This is a genomic window from Phorcysia thermohydrogeniphila (assembly GCF_004339575.1).
Taxonomy (GTDB): Bacteria; Aquificota; Aquificia; order Desulfurobacteriales; family Desulfurobacteriaceae; genus Phorcysia; species Phorcysia thermohydrogeniphila.
Genome location: NZ_SMFV01000003.1, coordinates 131,425 through 154,725 on the forward strand (window position 1 = coordinate 131,425; position 23,301 = coordinate 154,725).

Genomic DNA, 23,301 nt, shown 5'->3' on the forward strand with positions numbered 1-23,301 from the left:
GGCCAATTATAGCACCTTGGGACAGTCAAACCTGAAGTCGCACTGCTTGCAGGTTTCCTCGTCTATTTCGGCAGGGAGCTCCCAGCTGTTCGTCTCCCGAGATTTTTCTATCCTCTCTACTATTCGTTTAAACTCAGAGATAAACTCCTTAACTTCCCTCACAGTCTCTTCTTTCTCAAAGTCAACAACGTAAATGGCGCTCTCTGGCCTTTTTTCACAGTTAAGGAGCTCATTCATAAAGTAGAGAACCGCCCTCTTTGGAAACTCCCCACTCCTTTCTTTAAAGAGGTAACCGTAGACGAACATCTGCTTTCTGTACCTTTCAAGCTTTTCCCTTCCAAAAGGTTTCCTCTCGTCCGGCCTTCTCATTCCCTTGTAGTCCCATATCTCAAGCGCCTCTCCATCCCTCTTTAAGACGTCAACTATCCCGTAGAGGATGAAGTTATCAAGCTCCTTTATTAGTTGGAGCTCTGCCTCAAGAACCGAACTAAAGAAATTCTTTCCCTCAATCCTGCAGAACTTTTTTAAAACAGAAAGGGCACTTTCTCTTGCCTTCTCACTTGAAGCCCTTACACCTTCAGCTTCCATTGCACTTTCTATTCTGTGAAAAATCTCCTCTATTACCTTTTCATCGGGAACTTCCCCGTTTTTTAGAAAGTAAAGGTGAGCTCTCTTTAAAAATCTGTGAATGATGCTACCGTACCACTCTTGAGTAGGGTTTGAGGGTGCGTAACCCAAGAACTTGTAAAAGCCGTACTGCCTCGGACAAATTGAGTAGGAAATGATGTCTCCAGTAATGCTGTAACGCCTCTTTAACTTCTTCCTTGAGGAGGTTAGGGGACTTCCAAGGTGTAAGGAAAACCTCTCTAAACCCTCTACCAGCTTCTCAATGTCCACCTCTTTCCCTCTCCCTTAGCTTTTCTCTAAACTTCCTTGAAAACTCCTCATGCCATTCTCTCTCAAAACCGGGTAGAGCGGCAAGCTTCCAAGGTTTACCCTCCTCAGGCGTTTCCTCTTCTGGCTTCCTAAGTATCAGGAGGCAGTACTTTGCCCTTGAGTATGCCACGTAGAACTTCCTGACGGCGTCTATCGTGTTCCTCTCCCAGCTTAAGTCCCTTCCAAAGAGCCTTTCAAGGCGACCGAGCTTAAAGTCTCCCCTGTGTTCCGTTAGGTCTCCAACTATTACAATGGGAAACTCAAGCCCTTTTGACTGGTGGAAGGTCATTATGGGAAACATATCCTCAGGAACGGACTCAACCTCTTTAAGGTCTGCGTCTTTCACGGAAAGGAGGTAGAGGAAAGTTCCGTAAAACTCACTAAGCCATTCCTTTTTAACTTTACCGTTTTCAACTGGAATCTCCCCTACCCTCTGAGAAAAGAGCGAAAGAAGCTGGCTGAACTTTGCCAAGTTTAAGGAAGTAAGGAGCTCCTCCTTAAAGCTCTTTAAAGGCTCAAACTGTAAGAGAGAGTAGAAAATTTCCATAACATTAAAACTTTCTTCCTTTGACGATTCTACCTTTTCCTTCCAGTTTCTCACGTGCTCTTTCAGTTTCGGGGAGGCCTCAGAGTTAAAAGTTCCCTTCCAAAACTTTACCTTCTCGTCTATAACTTCCTGAAATTCTTCAGACGGGAAGATTTCGCAGAGAGCTCCAATAACCGTTGCCACTTCTTTTTGCATTACAAGGGCTTTTGAGCGCGGGTTGTAAACGGGGATTCCTTCCCTCGTGAAAACCTCTTTTATGTAGCCTGCAAGCTTTTCCCCAGCCTTTGAGAATTCCCTCGTGCTCGGGAGTAAGAGAACAACGTCAGAGTAGTTTTTTATAACCCCTTTTCTTTTTAGCTCCTTTACGAAAAAGCAGCACTTTCTTGCAAGCTCCTCATTGCTACCTGCCTTTATCTCTACAACAGAATCGCCGAGAAACTCGTGACTTTTTATGCCGGATGCAAACTTTATTTTCTCCTTGTTCTTTACCGAGAGCCTTTCCCAACCTCTCCTAATCTCATTGTTAACTTTAAGGTGCTTTGTTATAAAGTAGTTTATGAAAGCCACTATTTCCCTGTCAGACCTGTAGTTCTTGCTAAGGTTTACTACCTTTACTTCTGTGCCAAACCTCTCTTTACATTTCTTTTCAAAGTCTATAAAACAGTCAACTACAGCTCCCCTGAACCTGTAGAGGGCTTGGTTATCGTCTCCAACAACCGTTATGTTTTTACTCCTTGAAGCAAGGGCAAAGTAAATTTCCTCGTCAAGGGGGTTCGTATCCTGATACTCGTCAACCATAACCCAGTCTATTCCGGGGAAGAACTCACTCCCGTCCCCGTTAAGAAACCTTTTCCCCTCTTCAGACTCAAGAAACCGTAAAAAGAGTTCTTCAGCGTGAACGTAGTCAAGACGCTTTTCGTTCTTAAGTAGTTTCCTGTAGCGGACGTAGAGCTCTACAGCTTCCCCAAGTGTCCCCTTCTTCCCTCTGAGCCTCCTCCAGTCAACAAGGTTCTGAGGAATGAACTCAAATAGACGGCTCAAAACGTCAAGCTTTTGAAGGTAGAGCTCTTCTTGTGTAATCCCTTCCCTCTCAAGCTGGAAGAAGTCAAAGAAGTATCTGTACTTACTCCCCTCTTTTAAGTCCTGAAATTCCTTAAAAAGGATGATGTCTCTTTCAAAATCTTCCAAGAGCCTGTAACGTTCAAAACGGCTAAATTGAAATTCTTCCATCACCTTCAGGGCTAAGGAGTGAAGGGTTCCGGCGTAAATGTCGTAGGGTTCAAAGGAAAGTTCCTTTACTTTTTCTTTCAGAGCTCCGGCGTAGGTTACAAATCGGGAAAAGAACTCCTCAGAGGCCTTCTTTGTAAAGGTAACCAAGAAAATTGAACGGGGATTCACCCCCTTAACGGCAATTAGGTAGAGAGCTCTGAGAACGATAACCTCCGTCTTCCCTGAGCCGGGACCTGCAACTACCTTTAAAGGCCCATCTGTATAGGTTATGGCCTCTTTTTGCTCGTTGTTTAGCCTTTTTCCTCCAATTTCCTCTACGAGCTCAAAGAACCTTTCATCACCTAAAAGCATAGCCCAAGCTCTTTAGAACCTCCCCTAACTTTCCAATGTCACCCATATTACCGTAACCAAAAACTATGAACTCCTTTCCTAACTTCTCTGCAACCTTCTTTATACAGTCAAGGTAGTCCTTTCTTGCTCCACCCCTGTAGTAGACGATAACATCATAAGCCTTTAACCTTTCGGCGATTTCTCCTTCAAGCTCCCTACACCTTTCTTCTGACATAACTGCGTTGTAAGGAGAAATCATCTCATCCCCAGAAACAAGGCCGTAGCCTGCACTCAAGATAAAGAAAGGAACGCCGAGCTCCTTTGACTTCCGGTAAAGGTGCCTTATCCTTGCAGACTTGTAGAGCTCCCCAGCAGGTCTTGGTTTTTCTTCTTTTTTATTTCCGCAGGCCGTAACGAGGACAACCTTCTTTTTCAATTCCCTTCCTCTTAAGGAAAAGTTTCGTATTATTATTTTACAAATCTCCTTAAAAACTTTGGAGGGATAAGATGAAAATCCTTAGCACAGTCTTGGCTCTTTCACTCGCACTATCACCACTCGCCTTTGGTAACGAGGTAAAAAACGAGGTAAAAAAGGACGAGGAGCTTATTAGGACAGTCCTGAAACCTTTAGAGAAAAGGGGAATAAAGATAGGCAGTATCCAACCCCTTACAGACTTAAAAGTTCCCGGCTTTGACGGTTTCATCGTAGAGGTGATAGATGAAGGAAACGCAAGAAAAATAAAAAGGTACATATGGGTATCAAAGGACGGAAAATACATAGCTCTAAACCTCCTTGAAGTTACAGAGGTAAAGGGCGACAAAATCCTGAAACCTCTACAACCAAAGAACGCCGTCTCACCACTAAAGATGGACCTCTCTTGGCTGAAAAGTGTTGACGAGAAGTTAAATAAAGCAGGAATTCCCCACGTCATAGGAAAGGGAGATAAGAAGCTCTACATCGTATGGGACGTCTTTTGCCCCTTCTGCTACAGACACTTTAACCAGTTCAACGAGGAAACGGCTAAGAAACTGGACGTAGAGCTCCACCTGATTCCCTTTGCCGTTCACGGTGAAAGGTCTATTAAAGGCTTTGTCCACTTTGCAAAACTTGCAAAGGAAAAAGGCATAGAGGAAACCTTCAAGCACCTATACTCCTTAGGAAACGGAAACTTCAGGAAGTACTCATCTGAAATCCAGAAGGAGATGAAGAAAGAGGGAGAAGATAAAGAGCTTGCTAAAGTCTTTAAGGAACTTAAGGACACCCTTGCAAAGAACAAAGTTAGAGCGACGCCAACCATCATATTCATCCCCTCAGGAAATGAAGGTTACATCTTCGTTGGATTTAGACCTCTTGAGGAAGTGGTAAAGCTTAAATGAAGGATGGAATTACACTTAAGAACCTTTCCATAGGGTATAAAACTCCCCTTCTGGAGGGACTCTCCCTTCACATGGCAGAAGGGGAGTTCTGGGTAATCGTCGGTCCAAACGGCGTTGGCAAGAGCACCTTAGTTAAGACTATCTTAGGAATAGTGCCTCCCCTCTCGGGGAGGATTCTCATACACGGTAAAGACTGCACCCACGGGTGCGAGGAAAAAAGATTCTTAAGTTACGTTCCACAGATGGAAGACTACTCCCACCACTTTCCAGCAACAGCCCTTGATGTTGTCCTTTCAGGTTTCTTCCCAAGGTTAGGAAGGTTTGAAAGGATTACAGAGAAAGAGGTTGAAAGAGCTCTCTACTGGATGGAGCGTTTCGGAATTGCAGACGTAAAAGAAAAACCGTTCAACGAGCTCTCAGGGGGACAGCAGAGGAAGGTTTTAATAGCGAGAGCTCTCGTTGGAAATCCCCACTACATCTTCCTTGACGAGCCAACTACGGGCGTTGATCTCAAAAGTTCAAAACGGATACTTGAGATAATAGACACCCTCCACAAGGAAAAGGGATTTGGCATCTGCATGGTAACCCACGAGCTAAACTTTGTCTGGGACTACATTGAAAAAGTAGTTCTCATCGGCTACAGAGAGTTCTTCGTTGGTAGGAAAGAGGAAATTCTCAACGAGGAGCTCCTTTCACGCATTTACCAAGTAGATGTGAAAATAGCCAAGACAGACTTTGGCCCCGTTTTCCTCATAGGTGATAAACACGTTTAAGAGGTGTGCTGTGGCAAGGGTAGCCATTCTTCTTGAAGATTTCGTTGAAGAAGTAGAGTTCATCTATCCCTTTTACCGCTTTAAGGAAGAGGGCTTTCAGGTAGACGTTCTGGCGCCTCGTTCTGGTAGCTTTAGGGGCAAAAAGGGGCTCTCATTTGAAGCAAACGGGAAAGTTAACCCTGAGAGAGCTCCAGACTACGACTGCGTCTTTATCCCCGGCGGTTACGCTCCGGACAGGCTCAGGAGGAGCGTTAAGGTTTTAGAGTTTGTCAGAAACGCCTTTAATAACGGGAAGTTGGTGGCGGCAATCTGTCACGGCCCTTGGGTTCTCATATCGGCCGGCATTGTCAAAGGAAAGAAAGTAACGGGCTTCTTCTCAATAAGGGACGACTTAGAAAACGCTGGCGCCGTATATACGGGAAGTCCCGTTGAGGTGGACGGCAATCTCGTAACAGCTACAGACCCTTCTGCAATGCCGGCAATGCTGAAGTTAATCGTGGAAAGGCTTAAGGGAAGCGGGAACTAATTCCCTTCTTTGTAACCGGATACTGCCCAAAACTTCCTTCCCATATCAACGAGGAGCGTTAGAGCAATAGCAGTATCCTCTGGCGACAGGAAACGTTCTACTCCTTCTGAGAGCAGGAAGCTTGATAAAGGCTTCACAGAAACGTTAAGTAAATGTTTTTCAAGAATTTTCCTGAGGTAGCCAAAGTCAACTGAAGACGTAAGGTCAGCCCTTCCCGGAAACTCTAAGTAGTTGTCTATCAAGGTGTGTTTACTGAAGGCCCTAAAAGTTCCCACCTTGCGGTTTCTAAGGTCTTCGCAGGAGCTCCCATAGTCAAAGGTTAAAAAGTAACCTCGCCTGACCCTCTTAAAAAGTCTTTCAAGAAAGTCTTCCCATCCGGTAAAAAAGCTGTACTCACAGCCCTCCTCAAGCTCACAGGGAAGACTTCCAGAGTAGGGGATAAGATCCTCCATAAGCTTTTCTCCCTCCAATTTTACAACCACCTCCCACAGTTTCTCCTCCCTTTTTACGACCCTCTTAAAGGGAAAAGCGTCAAAGAACTCGTTTGAGATAACGAATCCCGAAAACTCTTCTATCTCCTCTACGCAGTTAACAACTCTGACATCTGGTACAAGCTCCTTTGCAACTTCTGACTTTTCAAGAATTACGTAACTCTCAACAGGAAAGCTTTCCATCAAATCCTTAGCAAGAAAACCCTTTCCTCCACCAAGTTCCAAGATGTTTAAAGGGATATCCTTTTCCCGCGAAATCCTCTCTATGTGGTGGGCAATCGTCCTTCCAAAGACCGGTGAGAGCTCCGGCGCTGTAAAGAAATCCTCGCCGGGAAGAGCTCTAACTCTTTTTGTCGTGTAGTAACCAAACTCTGGATGGTAGAGACAGAGCTCTACAAACCTGTCAAAGGTTATAAATCCTTCCTTTTCAATCTCTCTCCTGATAATCTCCTTCAGCATACCGTGTAGACGCTCCCATCTCTGCGGATTATTCCTTCCATCTCCATTTCAACGAGAAGCATAGAGAGCTCCGTAATCTCCATCCCAGAGAGCTCAGCTAATTTGTCAAAGGTCATAGGCTCTGAAAGTAAAAGCTGGTAGAGTTCTTTAAACTTTCCGGGGATTTCTCTTCTTGTCCTTCTTTTTAAAAAGGGGAGCTCTTCAAAAATATCCTCTGGCGAAAGGAGAGGGATAGCCCCTTCCTTTAAAAGTCTGTTAGTTCCCCTACTAAATGGTGAGTCCACGTTTCCCGGAACAGCAAAGACCGTTCTTCCCTGCTCTAAGGCGTAACTAACTGTGATGTTTGCTCCACTCCTTTCCCTCGCCTCAACGACAACGACAGCGTGGGATAAACCGCTTACTATCCTGTTTCTCCTTGGAAAAGTCTCCTTAGAAGGAAGCGTCCCTAAGGGGAACTCTGAAACGAGAGCTCCACCCTCTTCCACTATTCTTTTAGCCAGCTCCCTGTTACCCCTTGGATGAATAACGTCAACGCCACTACCAAGCACCGCAACGGTTTTTCCTTTCCCAGCTAAAGCTCCCTTATGGGCAGAAGAGTCTATCCCGTAGGCAAGACCACTTACCACGCAGATTCCACTTTCTGACAGGAATTTGGCAACTCTAAAGGCTGTTCGCCTGCCGTAGTCAGAGCACCTCCTTGAGCCAACAACGGCAACGCAAGAGTTTTGGGGAAGTTTCCCCGCTACGTAGAGAACTATTGGAGGTTGCTGGATTTCCTTAAGCAGAGAAGGATACCTATCAGAACACAGGGGAACTATCTCCACTCCGAGTTTTTCTGCTTTTAGGAGTTCTTTTTCCGCTTCTTTAAGTTCTTCATCAAGCTCAATAGCTTCCTCTTTTACGCCTTCTGAAATAGAGCCGAACTTTTCAAGGAGCTTCAGGTAGCTTCTTCCCCCAAACCCCTTTTTGAAAGAGAGAGCTAAAGAGAGTAGGAGCTCTTCCATCAAAGTCATCAAATTATCCTTATTGCAGAGAGTATCCTTTTCTCCGTTTTCTCTTTCCTGTAGGAGTAGTAAAGATCATTGTTGCAAACCGTACAGCCTTCTATCTCTCTGATAACTGGAACACCTGCAGCTTTTAGCTGTATCCTGTTGGCTTTCCTAAGGTCAAAGAGGTACTTGCCGTTACCGAGAGGCTCAAAGCAGCTCTCATACTCGGAGCTGAAAAGCTTTCTAACGTCTTCTCCTACCTCGTAACAGTTTTTACATATACAAACTCCGAGTATAGCCTCCCTAACGGGGGAAAATCTACTTATGTATTTAACCGCGTTGTAAGTAATGCCTTTCAGCGTTCCCCTCCAGCCGGCGTGGACAATACCAACCGTTCCGTCCCCAACTAAGAACACGGGCAGACAGTCTGCGCTCAAAACTCCTATCCAGATTTTTTTACTGTCCGTCACCAAGGCATCAGCCTTAGGAGGAAGTGATGATTTCTTACCTACAAAAGCAATCCCAGCACCGTGAACCTGAAAAGGCTTGATAACCGGTAAACCTTTGAGCTCCTCTATTTCCCTTCCGTCAACTGGCTTTCTTGATACAAAAATTTCGTATTTCACCATAGTGGTAGAATTGTAACATGCTGAAGGTTAAAGTTACCGTGAGGGTAAAGGACAGACAGTTCCCTGCTCTCTACGGCCTTTTGCCATCTGAAGCTTTTGAGCTTTTTAAAAAGCAGGTTGAGGTCGTCCTAAGAGAGCTCCCGTCTGAAAGGCTAACCAACAGGGCCTTAAAGGAGCTTATGAAAAAAGAGGGGAAGAAGAAACTTCAAAAACTGGAAAAGAGCTTCAGGAGACTGGACTCAGCTTCTCCCCTTTCAAAGAAGATTGTTTACAGCTCCTTTTACAGGGTTTTCCAGAGGCTCCACTGGGCAGAGAGGGCAGGAAGCGAAAGGGAGATAGAACTCCGAAACTGGATTACCTCCTCTATTGACTTCCTAACAGAAGTCCTTAGAGTGCTGGAGAAGAGGGATGGTTGAAGAGAGTAGTTACTGGGTCCTACAGGAAGTTTTCGTAGATTCTGGAGTGGCTGGAGATTTGGTGGAATGCGAGCTTAACCTCAAGACGGCTTCAAGTTTAAAGAAGGATGGGGAAAAAAGGCTAAAGGTTACCGTTGAGATTTCTGGCTCTCTTATCTGCGGGCATGAGCAAATTGCAAACATTCGGTTTGTAAACGTAACGAAACTCTCCTTAAACAGAAAAGTAACAAGGGAAACTATTCTTAAGAGGGTTACTAAGAAAAAAGTAGAAGAGCTAGTTTCTTTTCTTCCTCTCTACTTAATGAAAGCAGGAGTTGTTGTGAAGGAGCTTTCCTATGAGCTGTAGTTGCCGAAAAGGGAAAAGTATCAAGAAGCTTGAAAGCGAAGAGATAAAAGAGCTTTTAAAGTTCCTTGAAAAAGAACCTGCAATTTTTACGTTCATCCTTGACCTTATAAACAGCTTTAGGCCGACAGATTCAAAAGATATTAGAGCAGAAAGGGTCTTTTTGACGGTTAGAGAAATTCAGGAACTTGGCCTTTTGGACTTTTTACAGGCTGAAGAGCTCCTTAGGATTCTTAAGAAATTCTTTGTGCAGAGCTCCGACGCTCAAAGGGGAAATTTCTTAGAGGTGCTCGTCTCCCGCCTTGGACCTTTTACATTTGAAGGAAGGGTGAAAAGGGTTAATCAGTGCAAGGTCTTTTTGAAAAGCAGGAAACTTTCCGAAAAAGAGATAGACGTTGCCTTCTCTGGAAATGGATACCTTGAAGTCCACGAGTGCAAGTCAAACATGGCAAGGCAGTGGAGAGACCCCCTTTCAAAGAGAAGCCGCCGCGGAGCAAAGCTTTACTTTCTCAACAACCTTCCCGATGTATGTAAAGGCGATAGGCAGGTAATTCCCTGCTGTAGCGGCCCTGACGGAGAGCTTACAACTAAGTACGTAAAGAAAGTTTTCAGGTTTTACGGCTTTAAGAGGATAAAAGTTTTTGGAAGGAAGGAACTAAAGGAAAAGTTTCTTAAAAAACTCCAGAAATCTAAAAGCCATCGCAATAAATGCTAATGTATTCCCTCCCCGCAAAAGGGGAGGGGAAACGGTTTATATCCTGTCTTTTATTAGGAGCTCCAGCCTCTTCCTAACTTCCTCTGTAATGTACTCCGGCTTTGTCTGGATTGCTCCGACGAGGGCTGTCCTTGCAGGAGAGTTTTCAAGGTCCTCAGGCTTTATGTTCTTGATAACCCTCTTAAGCATTCTCTTGGCGTTCTCTATGTTCTTGGCCATCGTTTCTAAAACCTTCTCAACGTTGACTTCTTCACCCTCTTTCCAGACATCGTAGTCAGTTGCAAGAGCTACAGAGGAGTAGGGAATCTCTGCTTCCCTTGCAAGTTTAGCCTCAGGGATGTTTGTCATTCCTATAACGTCAACCCCCCAGCTCCTATAAATCTTAGACTCGGCCTTTGTTGAGAACTGAGGCCCCTCTATACAGATGTAAGTTCCCTCCTTGTGAACCGGAATTCCCTCCTCAACACATGCGTTGTAGATGATTTCGTTGAGGAGCGGACAGGTAGGAGTGTCAAAGGGAATGTGAGCAACGATTCCGTTTCCAAAGAATGTGGATGGTCTGTTTTTGGTTCTATCAAAGAACTGGGTAACGATAACAAAGTCTCCGGGCTTTATCTCCTCCTTCATAGAGCCGACTGCACTTACAGAGATAATGCAGTCAACGCCGAGCATCTTAAAGCCGTAAATGTTTGCCCTGTAGGGAACTTCTGAAGGAAGGTAAACGTGTCCTCTGCCGTGTCTTGGAAGGAAGTAAACATCTTTTCCTTCAAGCTTTCCGTGGATGTAGGCGTCGGATGGCTTTCCAAAAGGCGTTTCAAGATAAATCTCCTCAACGTCAGTAAGGCCTTCTATGTTGTAAAGACCGCTTCCGCCGATAATTCCTATTTTCATCAGAACCTCCCTACTTGAGCTTTATTATTGTTCCCATTCCCCAGACGTTGATAACCTTGTCTCCATCGTTATCTACACCTTCTAAGATTTGGATGCTAATGTTCTTCACGCCGTCAGCTTTCAGCTGGACAGCTTGCTGTTCAAGCATGCCAACAACTCTCATTACGGGATCAATTGGGAGCTCCCCGTTAAACCACTTGCTCTGCTTTTGCTGTGCAAATGCGTAGGCAATGTTTACAATTTCGTGCTCCTGAGGAATTTCACCGAAGGATAGAATCATAACTTCCCTCCTTGTATGAGATTTAACCAGTGGATATTGTACCAACTAAGCTATAATTCTATCTCCAAAAGACTTTTTCTACCGTAAAAACGGAGTAAACAATGATAGAAGTCAAAGTAGGAGATGTAACGAACCTATACTGCTTTTACGAAGAGCTCCTTGTGATGGGAAAAGGAGTCGTAATTGAAGTAGATGAGTCCAAAAATCTCATTGCTTGGGAGGTGGACGACGTAGTCTCTAAGGCCTCTTTCTTGGAAAAGAGGCTTTTCTTAAAAAACGGCGATAGGTGGATAGGAGCAGACATTGTCTTTAGGGACAGAAACTTCCTCAGCGCTAAGCTTCTCAGAACCATTTACGAACCTAGGCTTAGAAGAAGTTACCTTAGAGTAACCACTTCTTTGTCTTCTCCTGTAGAGGTTGAAGTTTCCAAGCTTTTCTCTCCTAAAGCCCAGTCCAAGAAATATCCCGTATTTGACATTTCAGAAGGCGGGATAGGCATACTCGTTGAAAAGAAAAACAGGTTCTTCAAAATGGATGAAGGATTGGCCCTGTCCCTACACTTAACTCTTGATAACAAGGTTCACTACATCCCGGCCAAGGCTAAGGTCGTCCACATAAGTGAGTTTGCCGGAAGAAAGAAGGTAGGACTCTTTTTTGTAGACATTTCTTCCGACGACAGGGACAGGATACTAAGGTACATAACAAAGAGACAGAGGGAAATAATCCGGGGACTCAAACTATAAACTGTCCATTAATCACAACCTAACAGGAACTCCTTTTTCTTTAAGGAAGGCTTTGAGTTCAGGTATAGAAATTTCTCTAAAGTGAAACACAGAAGCTGCTAAAACAGCATCAGCTTTTCCTTCTACAAGTCCCTCATAGAAGTGTTCTTTCGTTCCCGCTCCTCCAGAGGCTATAACCGGAACGGAAACGGCCTCAGCTATCGCCCTTGTCAGTTCTATATCGTAGCCCATCTTTGTCCCGTCCCTGTCCATTGAGGTAAGGAGTATCTCTCCTGCACCCCTGTCAACTGCCTCTTTTGCCCACTCTACAGCATCCTTTCCCGTAGGTGTTCTTCCCCCGTGAATGAAGACCTCCCACCTGTTCCCTACCCTCTTTGCGTCTATAGCAACGACTATGCACTGAGAGCCAAAGAGTTTTGCTCCAAGGGTTATAAGTTCGGGATTCTTAACGGCGGCGGTATTGATAGAGACCTTATCAGCTCCGGCGTTAAGGAGCTCCCTTATGTCCTCAACCGTTCTTATACCACCTCCTACCGTAAGAGGCATAAAAACCTGTTCCGCCGTTCTCCTTACAACGTCTATCATTATCTTCCTTTTTTCATAACTGGCGGTAATATCAAGGAAGACAAGCTCGTCAGCCCCCTGTTCGTCGTAAACCTTAGCGTTTTCAACGGGGTCTCCGGCATCAACGAGGTTAACAAAGTTAACGCCTTTGACCACCCTACCTTCCTTAACGTCAAGGCAAGGGATGATTCTCTTTGCAAGCATCTTTCTACCTCTCCTTAAAGTCGGCAAGATTTTAACAAACTTGTAAATCTTTAATCTTTGCTTTAAATTTGGGAGAAACAGTAAGCTATGGAGGTAACATGTCAGCAGAAGTAATTAAGAAGGCCTCTGAACTCGCTCAGGCAATTGCAGAATCTGAGGAGCTTAAGAACTTAAGGGAAGCTGAGGCGAAACTCCAGAACGACCCAGAGGCTATGGAGCTCCTTCAGGAAGTTCAGAGACTCCAGCAGATGGCACAGATGTCCGGAACTCCTGAGGCAATGCAGCAGCTTGAAGAAGCCTTCAACAAGTTTGCCGAAAACCCAGTTGCAAAGGAGTACTTAGAGGCAAACCAAAAGTTCAGCCAGATGATTGAAACAGTAAACGCCCTCCTTCAGGAGGCCATAGAAGGTCCTAAGCACGGACACGGTTGCGCTGGCTGCTCCGGTTGCGGAATGTAAACCAAACCCCGCTCTCCGCGGGGTTTTACTTCTTGTATATAAACCTTCCGCAGTAGGGGCACTTGGTCTTCCCCGGCTGTAATCGGTGTAAGAGCTCCCTAAACTCAGCACTTGAGTAGGTCATACCACAACCTTCGCAAGAGCCTGTTGAGATATCGGCAAAAACTAAGCCGTTGAACTTTTCTTTCATCTTTTCAAACTCTTCAAGCTCTCCATTGGGAATGGAGGACTTAATCTGCTCAATTTCTGAAATAACCTTCTCTATTTTCTTATCAACAGCTGCCTTTTCTTCGTTTAAGTCGGAAATATTTTCCTGAAGCTCCTTTATCTTTGGCTGGAACTGCTCCTTCACCTTAACGTAAGCATCCTTCAAGGCTTCTATTTCTGTCTCAACTCCCGTTATCTGCTGGCTGGCTTTTATGATTTCATCCTCGCTCTTTGCTATCAGTCTAAGTATCCTCTTAAACTCCTCCCTATCCTTTGCACTTTCTTTCTGTCTTTTAAGCTCTTCTATTCTTTCCTTTTTATAGGAGATAAAGTTTTTAAGCTCCCTAAGTTGCTTCCTTTTTTCTTCCAACTTAAGCTTGGCACTCTCTATCTTCTTCTCAAGGTCTTCCACTTTTGAAAGGAGCTCCTCTTTTTCCTCTTCAAGCTCCCTCTTTTTTGTCTTTAGCCTGATTAACTCTATCTCCTTCTGTTGGAGTTTGAGTAGCTCCTCTCTCAACACCATGGTCATACCACCTCAAAGGGAGATTTTTCGCACAGGAGTTTAAATTTCAGCGAAGGAAAAGCCTTGGCAAGTAGTTCCTTTAGTTTCCTGTAAAAGAGCCTCTCCGTCCCAAAGTGTCCCATGTCAAAAAGGGTAAGTCCTAAGTCTATACTCTTTAAAGCGTCGTGATACTTAACGTCCCCCGTAACGTAGACATCGGCTTTACCGGCAACAAGGTCTATAAAAGAAGCCCCACTTCCAGAGCAGATGGCCACTTTCTTGACAACATTTTCAGGTTTGAACCCAACTACCCTATAAACGTCCTTCTCCAGAATTTCAGAGAGTTTAAAGAAGAGCTCCCTCTGGGATAGTGGAGTGGGGAGAGTTCCTAAACTTCCGTAGGGAGGAGAAGTAACTATTGGAACTCTATCTAAAAGTCCAAGCTCATCGGCTATTATCGCCGTTGGACCTAAGGGGGAAACGTCAAGGTTGGTGTGGAGGGAATAAACGGCCACCCCTTTCTTAGCAAGTTCAAGGAACAGGTTGTTCGGATACTTAAATGGAACGAGGGACTTAACGCCAGAAATGGTTACAGGATGGTGGGTTATTAAAAGGTCAACTTTTTCCCTTAAAGCCTCACTGAGAACGGTTCTTGACACAGAGAGGGCAAAGCCTACTACCTCAACCTCCTGCTCTTCCCAGCCAACCTGTAAACCGGAATTGTCCCAAGAGTCCTGCAGGTCAAGGGGAACTGCCGATTCAAGGAAAGCCGTTATTTCCTTTAGCTTAACCATCCTTCCTCCCGTGAAGTGGTAGAATTCTACAAAATCTCTCAAGGAGAAACCATGGCCTATAAGGATTTAAGGGACTTCATAGAAAGACTAAAGCGTGAGGGAGAGTTAAAGGAGATTGATTACCCCGTAAGCTCCTACCTTGAGATAACAGAAATTGCCGACAGAGTCGTCAAAGCTGGTGGTCCTGCCCTTCTCTTTAAAAACGTTGACGGCGGAAACATCCCCGTTGCGATAAACCTCTTTGCAAGCTACAAAAGGATGACCCTTGCCCTTGAGGATGACCCGGACAGAATCGGAGAAAGAGCAGCCAAACTCCTAAAGCCGGAAAAGCCTTCTGGTTTCGTTGAAAAGTTAAAAAAGCTCATAGAGCTTAAAAAAATTGCAGACATTTTCCCAAAGCTCGTGGATAAAAGAAAAGCTCCCTGTAAAGAAGTAATAATGAAAGAGCCTGACCTTTCTAAGTTCCCAATACTCTTCTGCTGGCCAAGGGACGGAGGTCGTTTTATCACACTGCCTTTAGTCTTCACGAAAGACCCGGAGACCGGAGAGAGAAACTGCGGAATGTACCGCCTCCACGTTTACGACAGGAAAACTACCGGGATGCACTGGCACTGGCACAAAGTTGGAGCTAAGCACTTTTTAAAGGCAAAAAGGATGGGAATAAAAAAGTTCCCTGTAGCCGTCGCAATTGGCTCTGACCCTGCCGTTATCTACTCGGCAACAGCCCCCCTGCCTGAGGACGTTGATGAAATGGTCTTTGCAGGCTTTATAAGGGGAAAAGCCGTTGAAATGGTAAAGTGTGAGACTGTTGACTTGGAAGTCCCAGCAAACGCTGAAATTGTCCTTGAAGGGTACGTTGACACGGATGAGCTCCGCTTTGAAGGGCCTTTTGGAGACCACACTGGCTACTACTCACTTCCGGACTTTTACCCCGTCTTCCACATAACCTGTATTACCCACAGGAGAAACCCCATATACCCGGCAACCATTGTCGGTAAACCTCCGATGGAAGACTGCTACATAGGGAAAGCTACGGAAAGGATATTCTTACCCTTACTCAAAACGCAGCTTCCCGAAATCGTTGACATGTGCCTTCCAATAGAAGGTGTCTTTCACAACTTTGCCTTCATCTCCATAGACAAGCGCTACCCCGGACACGCCAAGAAGGTTATCTCTGCCCTCTGGGGAATGGGACAGATGAGCTTTACAAAGAACATCGTGATTTTTGACAAAGACACCAACGTCCATGACATCGGAGAAGTGATATGGCGGTGGGGCAATAACGTTGACCCGAAAAGGGACATTATGTTCACGGAAGGTCCTGTTGACGCCCTTGACCACACCTCTCCCCTTCCCTTCTACGGGAGCAAAATGGGCGTTGACGCAACAAGGAAGTGGAAGAGTGAAGGATTTGAAAGGGACTGGCCTCCAGATATAGAGATGGACGAGGAAGTAAAAAGAAAAATTGACAGTATATGGGATAAGCTCGGCCTTCCAAGTCCAAAAGAGAAGAAAAACCCTTGGAGCTGGGGAAAGTAAGGTTGGACATAGAATTTGAGTGGGACTCAAAAAAGGACGAGTTTCTCAGAAAGGAACGTGGTATATCCTTTGAAGAAATTATAGAGCTAATAACCCCTGAAAACCTTTTAGCCGTGAGAGAGCATCCCAACCCTCTAAAGTATCCCAACCAGAAAATTTTCATAATCAACATTAACGGATATGCATGGGTAGCTACTTACCCCAGTCGGAAATGGACTAAAGTTTATCTGCGGAGGTAGAATGACTCCCAAGAAGATTAAGTGGAAAGATATTAAATTGGACTCCTACGAACAGGAAATAGAGGACAACATTGAAAACGCTAAGCCTGTGAAAAATGAAGAATACTGGAAGGAAATAATTATCCAAGCCGCTAAGAATACTACAATAAAAAATGAAAGAAGGCTTATCTTAGAGTTCCGTAGCAAAGAGACAAAGAAAAAGGCTATTCAACTCCTAAAAGAAATGCTGGGGGAAGAGTTCCACGTAATCGGTTAACCCTTTGCCAAATTTTATAACGTCAGCTATGTTTACACCTGCAAGTTTTCCTACCTAAAAAAGGAGATGAAAGTTTGGAAAGGACGAGGTTTCAGAAAATCCTTGAAATAGTTGCTTCTATTACCGGGGTAGTAGCTCTATTCATAACGGCCATCGGCTACCCTCAGATAGGCTTTGTCGTTGCCCTCTTTGCATCCATCCTATACGCCACCTACGGTTACTTAACAAAGCAGTACGGAATAATGGTGAGCTCTCTCATCTACGGCGTAGTAGAGGTTGTAGGTATAATCAGATGGGTATTCTTAGGAGATAACCATGGATAAAAGATTAAGGATTCTCCTCTCCAATGACGACGGAATAAGGTCTGAAGGTCTTAAGGCCCTGTACGAGAAACTATCGGAGTTTGCTGACGTTATAGTAGTTGCTCCTGACAGGGAAAGAAGCGCCGTTGGGAGAGCTCTCACTCTCCACAGACCTCTAAGGTGCGAGCGCATTAGTGAAAACTGGTACGCCGTTGATGGAACTCCTACAAGCTGCGTTTATATCGGAGTTCACGCAATAATGAACGGCGAAAAGCCGGACATGATAGTTGGTGGAATAAACAGGGGACCTAACCTTGGAGAGGACATTACCTACTCCGGCACAGTCTCTGTAGCTATGGAAGGAGCTCTCCTCGGCATTCCCTCGGTGGCCTTCTCCCTCGTTACCTTTAAGGACTTTCAGTGGGAATCTGCTGCCGAGTGGGCAAAGAGAATAGTTCTTAAAACTTACCAGCAGGGTATCCCAAAAGGGTGCTGTCTAAACGTTAACATTCCTAACTTGCCTTTTGACGAGATAAAAGGCGTTATGGTTACCCGTCAGGGAAAGAAGGCCTACTCTGAGAAAGTAGAAGCGAGGAAAGACCCTTGGGGAAGGGTTTACTACTGGATTGGCGGAGAAGAACCCAACTGGAAAGCAGAGCCCGGAACCGACTACTGGGCCGTAAAAAACGGCTACATCTCCGTAACGCCAATTCACCTTGATTTGACAGACTACAGAGCTCTTGAAATACTCAAAAAGTACAAGTGGTAGTTATGGAGATAACGGCTCTTTCCTACTGGCAGGAATTTGCCCTTAAATACGGTATCTACGGACTTGCCTTCAACGCCTTCATTGAGGCAATCTTCTTTCCAATCCCTCCAGACGTCCTCCTCATCGCCCTGTGTGCGGCTAACCCGGAAAATGCCTTTCTCTACGCTCTCGTTGCAACTGTCTTTTCTACCTTAGGCGGAGTTCTTGGCTACTACATCGGCCTTTTTGGAGGGAAACCCTTAGCGGAGAGGTTCTTTGGCAGCGAAAAGGTTAATAGAGTCCATAGACTTTACGAGTCCTACGAGAGCCTAATTATCCTCCTTGCAGGTTTCACGCCTATTCCTTACAAGGTTTTTACCATCACTTCGGGAGTCCTCTTTGCAAGCCTCAGAAAGTTAATAGTCTACTCCCTCATCGGAAGAGGACTCAGATTTTTCTCTGAGGGAGCTCTCTTTTACTTTTACGGAGCACAGATTAAGAGCTTTGTCATGCACAATCTAAACGTTATTTTCACAGCCCTCGGTGCAGTAGTCTTAGTGCTGTTCCTTGCATACAGAAGATACAAAAAGGGTGTTCTACCATGAGCAGGAGAAGGTTCTTTAAGTTTCTCGCAGACTCCGTCGCCAAAGCTGCTGCGGAATTTGCCTATGAAGTAACAAAGCCCGATAAGACCTTTATTAGACCCCCCGGAAGTGGCGATGAAGATACTTTCCTTGCCCTCTGTACAAAGTGCGGTAAGTGTATTTCAGCCTGCCAAACCGGCATTCTTGATAGAGTAAAAGAGATGAACCCCATTATCGTAGACACGCCGTTTATGAACTTTGACAACAACTACTGTGAAAGGTGTTACGCCTGTATTGAGGCGTGCGAGAGCGGAGCTCTCAGCAGGAAGAACTTAGAAAACTACAGGTACGTTGCCGTCTTAGACATCTCAAGGTGCGTTGCGTATCAGGATATCTTCTGTCAGACCTGCTACTGGTCGTGTCCTAGAATGGATAAGGCTATAACCCTTAAGGACTTTACCTACCCTGAGTTCCACCAAGAGGCCTGTCTTGGCTGCGGAAGGTGCATTCACGCCTGTCCAACAATTCCAAAATCCATTAGCTTTAAGAAAGTAAAAAATGAAAACGGTTAAGGCTTACGAAGTTTTAAAGAAGGTAAAGGACAAACTCCCTTGGAATAAGGTTCTCATCTACGGCGAGGAGAGCTACCTAACTCAGCAGTTCCTGAAGAAGATTGGAGCTATACGCCAGCTTGAAAAGTTCCACGCCGACGAAGAGCTCGGGAGTTTCCTTAACTTTACTGGAACTTCACTTTTTGGAGATTCCCCTATTCCCGTTCTACTTGGAGTGGAGAAACTAACGGAGCTCCTTAGGAAAAAGGCCGATAAGGAGAGGTTCATTAAGTTTCTTAAATCCTTGGACAGCTTCATACTCGTTTCATACGAGGAGCTTGATTACAGGAAACTAAAAAGCGAGGTTTTCTCAGCCATAGGGCAAATAGTAGACATCGTTATACACTCTGAAAACTACCCAGAAGAGAAGATTTACGCTCTCCTTGCCAAAAAGTTCCGCTTAGAAGGACGGGAAGTTTCAAGGGAGCTCCTTAAACTCATAGTGGAAATCGTCGGAACGGACCTAAGGGAGCTCCGAAACGAAACCGAAAAGCTCCTTCTCTACCCGGGAGAGTTAACTCCAGAGGTCGTTAAACTCCTTCTCTTTTCAAGCGGGAAAGCAAACGTCTTTGAGCTCATATTTCCCCTTGTTGAGGGAAGCAGAAGGGAATATCTTAACCAGCTTGAGGAGCTCCTTCAGAAAGGAGCAGACCCTCTATCGCTAATAGCTCTCCTTCAAACACAGCTGAGACAACTGATAAGTATGGCTACAGGCGATAAGGTAAGGCTACCTCCTGACACAATCAAAAAGCTCCGAGCTCTCCTAAAACAGAGGAGCTACATAGAGCTCCTTTTACTCCTTAAGAAACTCCACGAAAAGGAGTTTGCCGTTAAAAGGGGAATCATCAGCGGAGAAGAGGCACTTAAATCCTTAGCCTTTGAACTTTAAGCGGAGGTCCTATGACGCTTATCTACTTCATTATAGCCCTCGGCGTGCTGATATTTATCCACGAGCTTGGACACTTTATAGCTGCAAGGCTCTTTGGAGTGAAGGTTGAAACCTTCTCCATAGGCTTTGGTCCAAAGCTCTTTAAGTTTAACTGCTGCGATACGGAGTTTGCCGTTAGCCTTATCCCCTTAGGTGGTTACGTGAAAATGTCCGGGGAGAACCCGGATGAGCCAGCCCAAAACCCCTACGACTTCTACGCTAAACCGCCGTGGCAAAGGATTGTTATCGCCCTTGCCGGTCCTCTGATGAACCTTATACTGGCCCTTCTCTTCTTTGCCCTCTCCTTCTCAATCGGCAGGTACGTTCCAGCTTACCAGTTTGAGACCGCAAAAGTAGGAGCAATCGCATCCCCTGAAATCTCCCTTAAGCCCGGGGACGTAATACTCTCTGTTGACGGACAGCAGGTCAAGAACTGGAAGGACTTTTCAAGCTACGTTGCCCTAAACCCGGATAAGGAGCTCACCCTCAAAGTAAAAAGGAACGACGAAATCGTTACTGTAAAAGTGCACACCGGAGTTGATGATAAAAACGGCATAGGAACCCTTGACGTTATTCCGGCTATAAAGCCCATCATAGGAAAAGTCGTTAAAGGCTCTCCCGCGCAAAAAGCTGGTCTTCAGCCCGGCGACGTAATTCTCTCTATAAATGGCAAGGAGATAACCTCTTGGAAGCAGGTTGTAGACCTCATAGGAAACAGTCAGGGGAAACCCATAGAGCTCCTCATCCTCAGAAAGAACAAAAAGCTGAGGATAACCGTTACTCCCCAGTTTAACGAGAAGTTTGGCCGCTACACCATAGGCATAATCCCTAAGATGGATATGGTTTTTGTTAAGTTCTCCGGCCTTGAGGCGCTTAAGAAAGGTCTGGATGAGTTTAAATCCCACACTGTAATCTTCTTCTCCTACCTTTCAAAGCTCATTACCGGCGAAGCCTCCGTCAAGAGCCTTGGCGGTCCAATAATGATTGCAGAGGTCGCCGAAAAGGCCGCTGAAACGGGAATCTCAAACTTCATATACTTCATGGGATTTATTAGTCTCCAGCTTGGATACTTTAACCTCATGCCCCTTCCAGTCCTTGATGGAGGACTAATACTACTCTTCTTAATAGAAATGCTGAGGAGAAGACCTCTCTCCTTAGAGTTCAGGGAAAAGTTTCAGCAGGTCGGCTTTGCAATACTCGCCCTCTTAATGATTATCGTTTTCTACAACGATATAATGAGATTGATACGGTAGAGGCAAGAGCCTTAAGATGGACTGGTATAAAAGTTGGATTCTGAAAGCTAGAGAACATAGGGCCTCTGCAGACATACTTTTCTCACAAGGTAAGCTAAGAGATGCTATAAGTCGCTACTACTATTCAGCTTTTTCTATCATGGTTGCTGTTTGTGGACAAGCTCCCAAAGGAAGGTGGGAACACAAAGGAATACTTAAATACTTTTTCAAGTGGTGTAAGGAAAATGGAATAAACCTTCCAAAGGAAGATAGAGAACTGTTAAGCGTCTTTTATGACAAAAGGAGAACTGCAGACTACACTACGGAAGTCATACTTTTAGAGGAAGTAAAGGCCTACACCAAACTTGTAGAACGGCTCTTTGAGGTGGTTGATGGTTGGAGAAAAAACAACACTTGAAATCTTGTGGGAAATTCAACAGAGGCTAAACAAGAAGGGTTATCCCGTAAAGATAGACCTTTCAGAACCTATAGAGGGAGCAGACATAGGATTAAAGATTATAGTCAACGCTAAGAAAAACTGGAATCTGGAAAGAAGCATTGTTCATGAGATTTTTGAAGTTCTTGATAAATATGAGCTAATACCGTCTGTTAACTGGGAATGGAATCATACTTCAAAGTGAAATCTCTCTAACGAGCTCCCTGTTCTCTACGTGCCACTCAACCGTTCTCTTTATTCCCTCCTCCAAAGAGACTTTGGGTTCCCACCCAAGGAGCTCCTTTGCCTTCTCTATATTAGCCCACGTAGCCTTCATATCGGCCTTGTGGAAAGGTTTATAGACCACGCTTGCCCTCTTCCCAAGGTACTTCTCAATGAGCTCTATAAGGTACCTCAATTCGTGGGGTTTGTTCCCTCCAAGGTTTATTATTTCGTAACCGGTTTCTACTTCAAGGGCTCTAACAGTTCCTTCTGCTATGTCGTCAACGTAGGTAAAGTCCCTCTTCTGAGTTCCATCACCGTAAACGGTAACCGGAATTCCCTCATCTATCATTTTTATAAACCTAAAAACTGCCATGTCAGGCCTGCTTGCAGGGCCATAGACGGTAAAGTAGCGAAGAACCGTTACGTCTATGCCGTAAAGGTAGTGATAGGTATAGGCCATAACTTCTGCACCTTTCTTGCTTGCAGCGTAGGGAGAAATTGGAGTGTTAACGGGGAGGTCTTCTTTAAAGGGCATAGGTTGACCGGCGTAAAGGGAAGAAGTTGAGGCCAAGACGAACTTCTTAACTCCAAAGTCTTTACAGAGCTCCAGCAAGTTTAAAGTTCCGAGGGTATTCGTTGTAACGTAAACAAATGGATTAACGATGCTGTAGCGAACGCCTGCCCTTGCAGCTAAGTTTATGACACCGTCTATTTCGTTGTCCTCAAATATGACTTTTAGAGCTTCAAAGTTCTCTATGTCTACCCTGTAAAAGCGAAAGTTCGGATTTCCCTTTAAAGTGTTGAGGCGGTACTCCTTAAGCTTTACATCGTAGTAGTCGTTCATATTGTCAACGCCAACGACTCTATAGCCCTTTCTTAAAAGAAGCTCCGCCGTTTTATGACCTATGAGGCCTGCCACTCCTGTAACGAGAATGGTCTTCATGGAGCTCTCCAAAAACTTTAAAAGTTCCCTGTGATTCTACCACTTATGAGTGAGGGGGATTTCATCCCCCCTCAGATTCCCCCCTTTGGCAACTACAAGAACTCCCTTTCGTTTTTCAGGGCATTTCAACCTTTTACTAAGTTGGTAAGGAGGAGTTTTGGAGAATTAGTTGCAATCCCTTCCAATTTTTAGGGCATTTCAACTGGATTTTGGCACATAACAGAAAAGCAAGTGTAGGGGGAATAAAGTTGCAATCCCTTCCACTTTTTAAGGCATTTCAACAGGTCAAAAATTAGGACATTGAAAATCAAGGGCTTTCGGTTCTAAAAGAGTTTCATGAACAACTACGAGTCGTTGAAACACAATAAATAAACACCAAAGAAGGTTACACAATACTGAACTTTGTTAGGTAGTTGAAATGTCCTCCCTTATTCGGCTGTCAATGAGCTGGATTATTCTTGATTATATCAAAGGTGTTCTCCAATACGAGAATTCTACAAGTTTGATATAATGAAGGTGCTAAATTTCTTCAAGAGCGGGGGAGAGCCAAAATGGAAGAAAAGAAAGAAGGTTTTCTCGGCGAATTTGAAGAGCTATTTAACGTCTTCTGCTTGATTCTATCAATCATAACAATGGCTGGAAGCTTGATAGTATTCCTATCAAAAGCCCCTTGGATTCCCCCGAAGTGGAGCGCAGTGATTATCATCGGACTTGGAACTTCGGCAGCTTACCTTTGGTCCTTCACAAAGAAAAAAGTTGCCCTTTCCCTAATCGTCGGTCTTCTGCTCTTTGCTGAGTGGGGAGCTCTCTTTGCCCTCTTTAAGATGGGGCTCCTAAAGTAGCTCCTCCTCTCC

32 protein-coding genes are annotated in these 23,301 nt (G+C 44.8%); 20 read left to right on the top strand and 12 right to left on the bottom strand.

All coding sequences use genetic code 11. The annotated features are described in order from the left end of the window. Positions 1-6 precede the first annotated feature (6 nt). The 3 genes from CLV27_RS04995 to CLV27_RS05005 are packed head-to-tail and all read right to left on the bottom strand — an operon-like array spanning position 7 to position 3,479. Positions 7-897 carry a PD-(D/E)XK nuclease family protein gene (locus tag CLV27_RS04995; protein ID WP_132526437.1) on the bottom strand — a complete coding sequence of 297 codons (891 nt, stop codon included), beginning with the start codon at positions 895-897 and terminating at the stop codon, positions 7-9. Further along, the gene (locus CLV27_RS05000) at positions 887-3,064 is read right to left on the bottom strand and encodes a UvrD-helicase domain-containing protein (protein ID WP_132526439.1); all 2,178 of its coding nucleotides are present in this window, start codon (positions 3,062-3,064) and stop codon (positions 887-889) included. Before CLV27_RS05000 ends, CLV27_RS04995 begins: the two co-directional genes overlap by 11 nt. After that, positions 3,051-3,479, bottom strand: a complete 429-nt coding sequence (locus CLV27_RS05005; RefSeq protein WP_132526441.1) for a DUF6884 domain-containing protein — start codon at positions 3,477-3,479, stop codon at positions 3,051-3,053. The genes CLV27_RS05000 and CLV27_RS05005 overlap by 14 nt, the downstream gene beginning before the upstream one ends. A 71-nt stretch (positions 3,480-3,550) precedes the next feature. On the opposite strand from CLV27_RS05005, the gene CLV27_RS05010 reads away from it, so the two are divergent. From CLV27_RS05010 to CLV27_RS05020, 3 genes are read left to right on the top strand one after another with little or no spacing between them, the layout of a single operon-like run. Further along, a complete protein-coding gene (locus tag CLV27_RS05010; RefSeq protein WP_132526443.1) occupies positions 3,551-4,420 on the top strand; it encodes a DsbA family protein in 870 nt (289 codons plus the stop codon). Beyond that, the gene (locus CLV27_RS05015; protein WP_132526445.1) at positions 4,417-5,193 is read left to right on the top strand and encodes a metal ABC transporter ATP-binding protein; all 777 of its coding nucleotides are present in this window, start codon (positions 4,417-4,419) and stop codon (positions 5,191-5,193) included. The genes CLV27_RS05010 and CLV27_RS05015 overlap by 4 nt, the downstream gene beginning before the upstream one ends. A 10-nt stretch (positions 5,194-5,203) precedes the next feature. Then, positions 5,204-5,719: a type 1 glutamine amidotransferase domain-containing protein gene (locus tag CLV27_RS05020; RefSeq protein WP_132526447.1), complete on the top strand. Its 516-nt coding sequence runs from the start codon at positions 5,204-5,206 to the stop codon at positions 5,717-5,719. Here the strand turns inward: CLV27_RS05020 and CLV27_RS05025 are convergent. From CLV27_RS05025 to CLV27_RS05035, 3 genes are read right to left on the bottom strand one after another with little or no spacing between them, the layout of a single operon-like run. Continuing rightward, complete coding sequence (locus tag CLV27_RS05025; RefSeq protein ID WP_132526449.1) at positions 5,716-6,669, bottom strand: SAM-dependent methyltransferase; 954 nt, start codon at positions 6,667-6,669, stop codon at positions 5,716-5,718. The two genes, CLV27_RS05020 and CLV27_RS05025, sit on opposite strands and share 4 nt — an antisense overlap. Then, positions 6,663-7,682 carry a DNA-processing protein DprA gene (gene dprA / locus CLV27_RS05030; protein WP_243644881.1) on the bottom strand — a complete coding sequence of 340 codons (1,020 nt, stop codon included), beginning with the start codon at positions 7,680-7,682 and terminating at the stop codon, positions 6,663-6,665. Before dprA ends, CLV27_RS05025 begins: the two co-directional genes overlap by 7 nt. Continuing rightward, complete coding sequence (locus CLV27_RS05035) at positions 7,682-8,284, bottom strand: purine nucleoside phosphorylase YfiH/LACC1 family protein (RefSeq protein WP_132526680.1); 603 nt, start codon at positions 8,282-8,284, stop codon at positions 7,682-7,684. Before CLV27_RS05035 ends, dprA begins: the two co-directional genes overlap by 1 nt. A 20-nt stretch (positions 8,285-8,304) precedes the next feature. Here CLV27_RS05035 and CLV27_RS05040 point away from each other — a divergent pair, with 20 nt between their 5' ends. The 3 genes from CLV27_RS05040 to CLV27_RS05050 are packed head-to-tail and all read left to right on the top strand — an operon-like array spanning position 8,305 to position 9,761. After that, a complete protein-coding gene (locus tag CLV27_RS05040) occupies positions 8,305-8,703 on the top strand; it encodes a hypothetical protein (protein WP_132526451.1) in 399 nt (132 codons plus the stop codon). Next, positions 8,696-9,049 carry a hypothetical protein gene (locus tag CLV27_RS05045; RefSeq protein WP_132526453.1) on the top strand — a complete coding sequence of 118 codons (354 nt, stop codon included), beginning with the start codon at positions 8,696-8,698 and terminating at the stop codon, positions 9,047-9,049. Before CLV27_RS05040 ends, CLV27_RS05045 begins: the two co-directional genes overlap by 8 nt. After that, positions 9,039-9,761 (top strand): hypothetical protein, encoded by a 723-nt coding sequence (locus CLV27_RS05050; RefSeq protein WP_132526455.1) that lies wholly within the window; start codon positions 9,039-9,041, stop codon positions 9,759-9,761. The genes CLV27_RS05045 and CLV27_RS05050 overlap by 11 nt, the downstream gene beginning before the upstream one ends. A gap of 36 nt (positions 9,762-9,797) precedes the next feature. Here CLV27_RS05050 and mtnP read toward each other — a convergent pair whose 3' ends face one another. Continuing rightward, entirely contained in the window at positions 9,798-10,652 is an 855-nt protein-coding gene (mtnP, locus tag CLV27_RS05055; RefSeq protein WP_132526457.1) for an S-methyl-5'-thioadenosine phosphorylase, read from the bottom strand. A 10-nt stretch (positions 10,653-10,662) separates the two neighbouring features. Then, complete coding sequence (locus CLV27_RS05060; RefSeq protein WP_132526459.1) at positions 10,663-10,932, bottom strand: hypothetical protein; 270 nt, start codon at positions 10,930-10,932, stop codon at positions 10,663-10,665. A 101-nt stretch (positions 10,933-11,033) separates the two neighbouring features. On the opposite strand from CLV27_RS05060, the gene CLV27_RS05065 reads away from it, so the two are divergent. Continuing rightward, positions 11,034-11,675, top strand: a complete 642-nt coding sequence (locus CLV27_RS05065; protein ID WP_132526461.1) for a flagellar brake protein — start codon at positions 11,034-11,036, stop codon at positions 11,673-11,675. A 12-nt stretch (positions 11,676-11,687) separates the two neighbouring features. Here CLV27_RS05065 and hisF read toward each other — a convergent pair whose 3' ends face one another. After that, positions 11,688-12,443 carry an imidazole glycerol phosphate synthase subunit HisF gene (gene hisF / locus CLV27_RS05070; protein ID WP_132526463.1) on the bottom strand — a complete coding sequence of 252 codons (756 nt, stop codon included), beginning with the start codon at positions 12,441-12,443 and terminating at the stop codon, positions 11,688-11,690. Between the two features lie 98 nt (positions 12,444-12,541). On the opposite strand from hisF, the gene CLV27_RS05075 reads away from it, so the two are divergent. Then, positions 12,542-12,901: a YlbF/YmcA family competence regulator gene (locus CLV27_RS05075; RefSeq protein ID WP_132526465.1), complete on the top strand. Its 360-nt coding sequence runs from the start codon at positions 12,542-12,544 to the stop codon at positions 12,899-12,901. Between the two features lie 25 nt (positions 12,902-12,926). Here CLV27_RS05075 and CLV27_RS05080 read toward each other — a convergent pair whose 3' ends face one another. Together CLV27_RS05080 and CLV27_RS05085 are read right to left on the bottom strand one after the other, a co-directional pair. Further along, positions 12,927-13,637, bottom strand: coding sequence for a zinc ribbon domain-containing protein (locus CLV27_RS05080; RefSeq protein WP_243644882.1), 711 nt, complete (start codon positions 13,635-13,637; stop codon positions 12,927-12,929). Beyond that, positions 13,634-14,404, bottom strand: coding sequence for a Nif3-like dinuclear metal center hexameric protein (locus tag CLV27_RS05085; RefSeq protein WP_132526467.1), 771 nt, complete (start codon positions 14,402-14,404; stop codon positions 13,634-13,636). The genes CLV27_RS05080 and CLV27_RS05085 overlap by 4 nt, the downstream gene beginning before the upstream one ends. Positions 14,405-14,455: 51 nt before the next feature. Between CLV27_RS05085 and CLV27_RS05090 the strand changes: the two genes are divergently transcribed. The 11 genes from CLV27_RS05090 (at position 14,456) to CLV27_RS05140 (ending at position 21,484) form a co-directional block, all read left to right on the top strand. Next, the gene (locus CLV27_RS05090; RefSeq protein WP_132526469.1) at positions 14,456-15,943 is read left to right on the top strand and encodes a menaquinone biosynthesis decarboxylase; all 1,488 of its coding nucleotides are present in this window, start codon (positions 14,456-14,458) and stop codon (positions 15,941-15,943) included. Further along, the gene (locus tag CLV27_RS05095; RefSeq protein WP_132526471.1) at positions 15,925-16,182 is read left to right on the top strand and encodes a BrnT family toxin; all 258 of its coding nucleotides are present in this window, start codon (positions 15,925-15,927) and stop codon (positions 16,180-16,182) included. The genes CLV27_RS05090 and CLV27_RS05095 overlap by 19 nt, the downstream gene beginning before the upstream one ends. A 1-nt stretch (position 16,183) precedes the next feature. Continuing rightward, positions 16,184-16,438, top strand: a complete 255-nt coding sequence (locus CLV27_RS05100) for a hypothetical protein (protein ID WP_132526473.1) — start codon at positions 16,184-16,186, stop codon at positions 16,436-16,438. A 74-nt stretch (positions 16,439-16,512) separates the two neighbouring features. Beyond that, positions 16,513-16,761 carry a nicotinamide mononucleotide transporter gene (locus CLV27_RS05105; protein WP_132526475.1) on the top strand — a complete coding sequence of 83 codons (249 nt, stop codon included), beginning with the start codon at positions 16,513-16,515 and terminating at the stop codon, positions 16,759-16,761. Continuing rightward, positions 16,754-17,509: a 5'/3'-nucleotidase SurE gene (gene surE, locus CLV27_RS05110; RefSeq protein WP_132526477.1), complete on the top strand. Its 756-nt coding sequence runs from the start codon at positions 16,754-16,756 to the stop codon at positions 17,507-17,509. The genes CLV27_RS05105 and surE overlap by 8 nt, the downstream gene beginning before the upstream one ends. Before the next feature lie 2 nt (positions 17,510-17,511). Further along, positions 17,512-18,093, top strand: coding sequence for a YqaA family protein (locus CLV27_RS05115; protein ID WP_132526478.1), 582 nt, complete (start codon positions 17,512-17,514; stop codon positions 18,091-18,093). Continuing rightward, positions 18,090-18,644, top strand: coding sequence for a 4Fe-4S dicluster domain-containing protein (locus CLV27_RS05120; protein WP_132526480.1), 555 nt, complete (start codon positions 18,090-18,092; stop codon positions 18,642-18,644). Before CLV27_RS05115 ends, CLV27_RS05120 begins: the two co-directional genes overlap by 4 nt. Continuing rightward, entirely contained in the window at positions 18,631-19,572 is a 942-nt protein-coding gene (holA, locus tag CLV27_RS05125) for a DNA polymerase III subunit delta (protein WP_132526482.1), read from the top strand. The genes CLV27_RS05120 and holA overlap by 14 nt, the downstream gene beginning before the upstream one ends. Positions 19,573-19,583: 11 nt before the next feature. Further along, a complete protein-coding gene (rseP, locus tag CLV27_RS05130) occupies positions 19,584-20,864 on the top strand; it encodes an RIP metalloprotease RseP (RefSeq protein ID WP_132526484.1) in 1,281 nt (426 codons plus the stop codon). A gap of 16 nt (positions 20,865-20,880) precedes the next feature. After that, positions 20,881-21,261, top strand: a complete 381-nt coding sequence (locus CLV27_RS05135; RefSeq protein ID WP_132526486.1) for a HEPN domain-containing protein — start codon at positions 20,881-20,883, stop codon at positions 21,259-21,261. Continuing rightward, complete coding sequence (locus CLV27_RS05140; RefSeq protein ID WP_132526488.1) at positions 21,236-21,484, top strand: hypothetical protein; 249 nt, start codon at positions 21,236-21,238, stop codon at positions 21,482-21,484. Before CLV27_RS05135 ends, CLV27_RS05140 begins: the two co-directional genes overlap by 26 nt. Here CLV27_RS05140 and CLV27_RS05145 read toward each other — a convergent pair. Beyond that, positions 21,476-22,447 carry an SDR family NAD(P)-dependent oxidoreductase gene (locus tag CLV27_RS05145; RefSeq protein WP_132526490.1) on the bottom strand — a complete coding sequence of 324 codons (972 nt, stop codon included), beginning with the start codon at positions 22,445-22,447 and terminating at the stop codon, positions 21,476-21,478. The two genes, CLV27_RS05140 and CLV27_RS05145, sit on opposite strands and share 9 nt — an antisense overlap. 551 nt (positions 22,448-22,998) lie before the next feature. On the opposite strand from CLV27_RS05145, the gene CLV27_RS05150 reads away from it, so the two are divergent. Then, positions 22,999-23,289 carry a hypothetical protein gene (locus CLV27_RS05150; protein ID WP_132526492.1) on the top strand — a complete coding sequence of 97 codons (291 nt, stop codon included), beginning with the start codon at positions 22,999-23,001 and terminating at the stop codon, positions 23,287-23,289. The last annotated feature ends 12 nt before the right edge of the window (positions 23,290-23,301 follow it).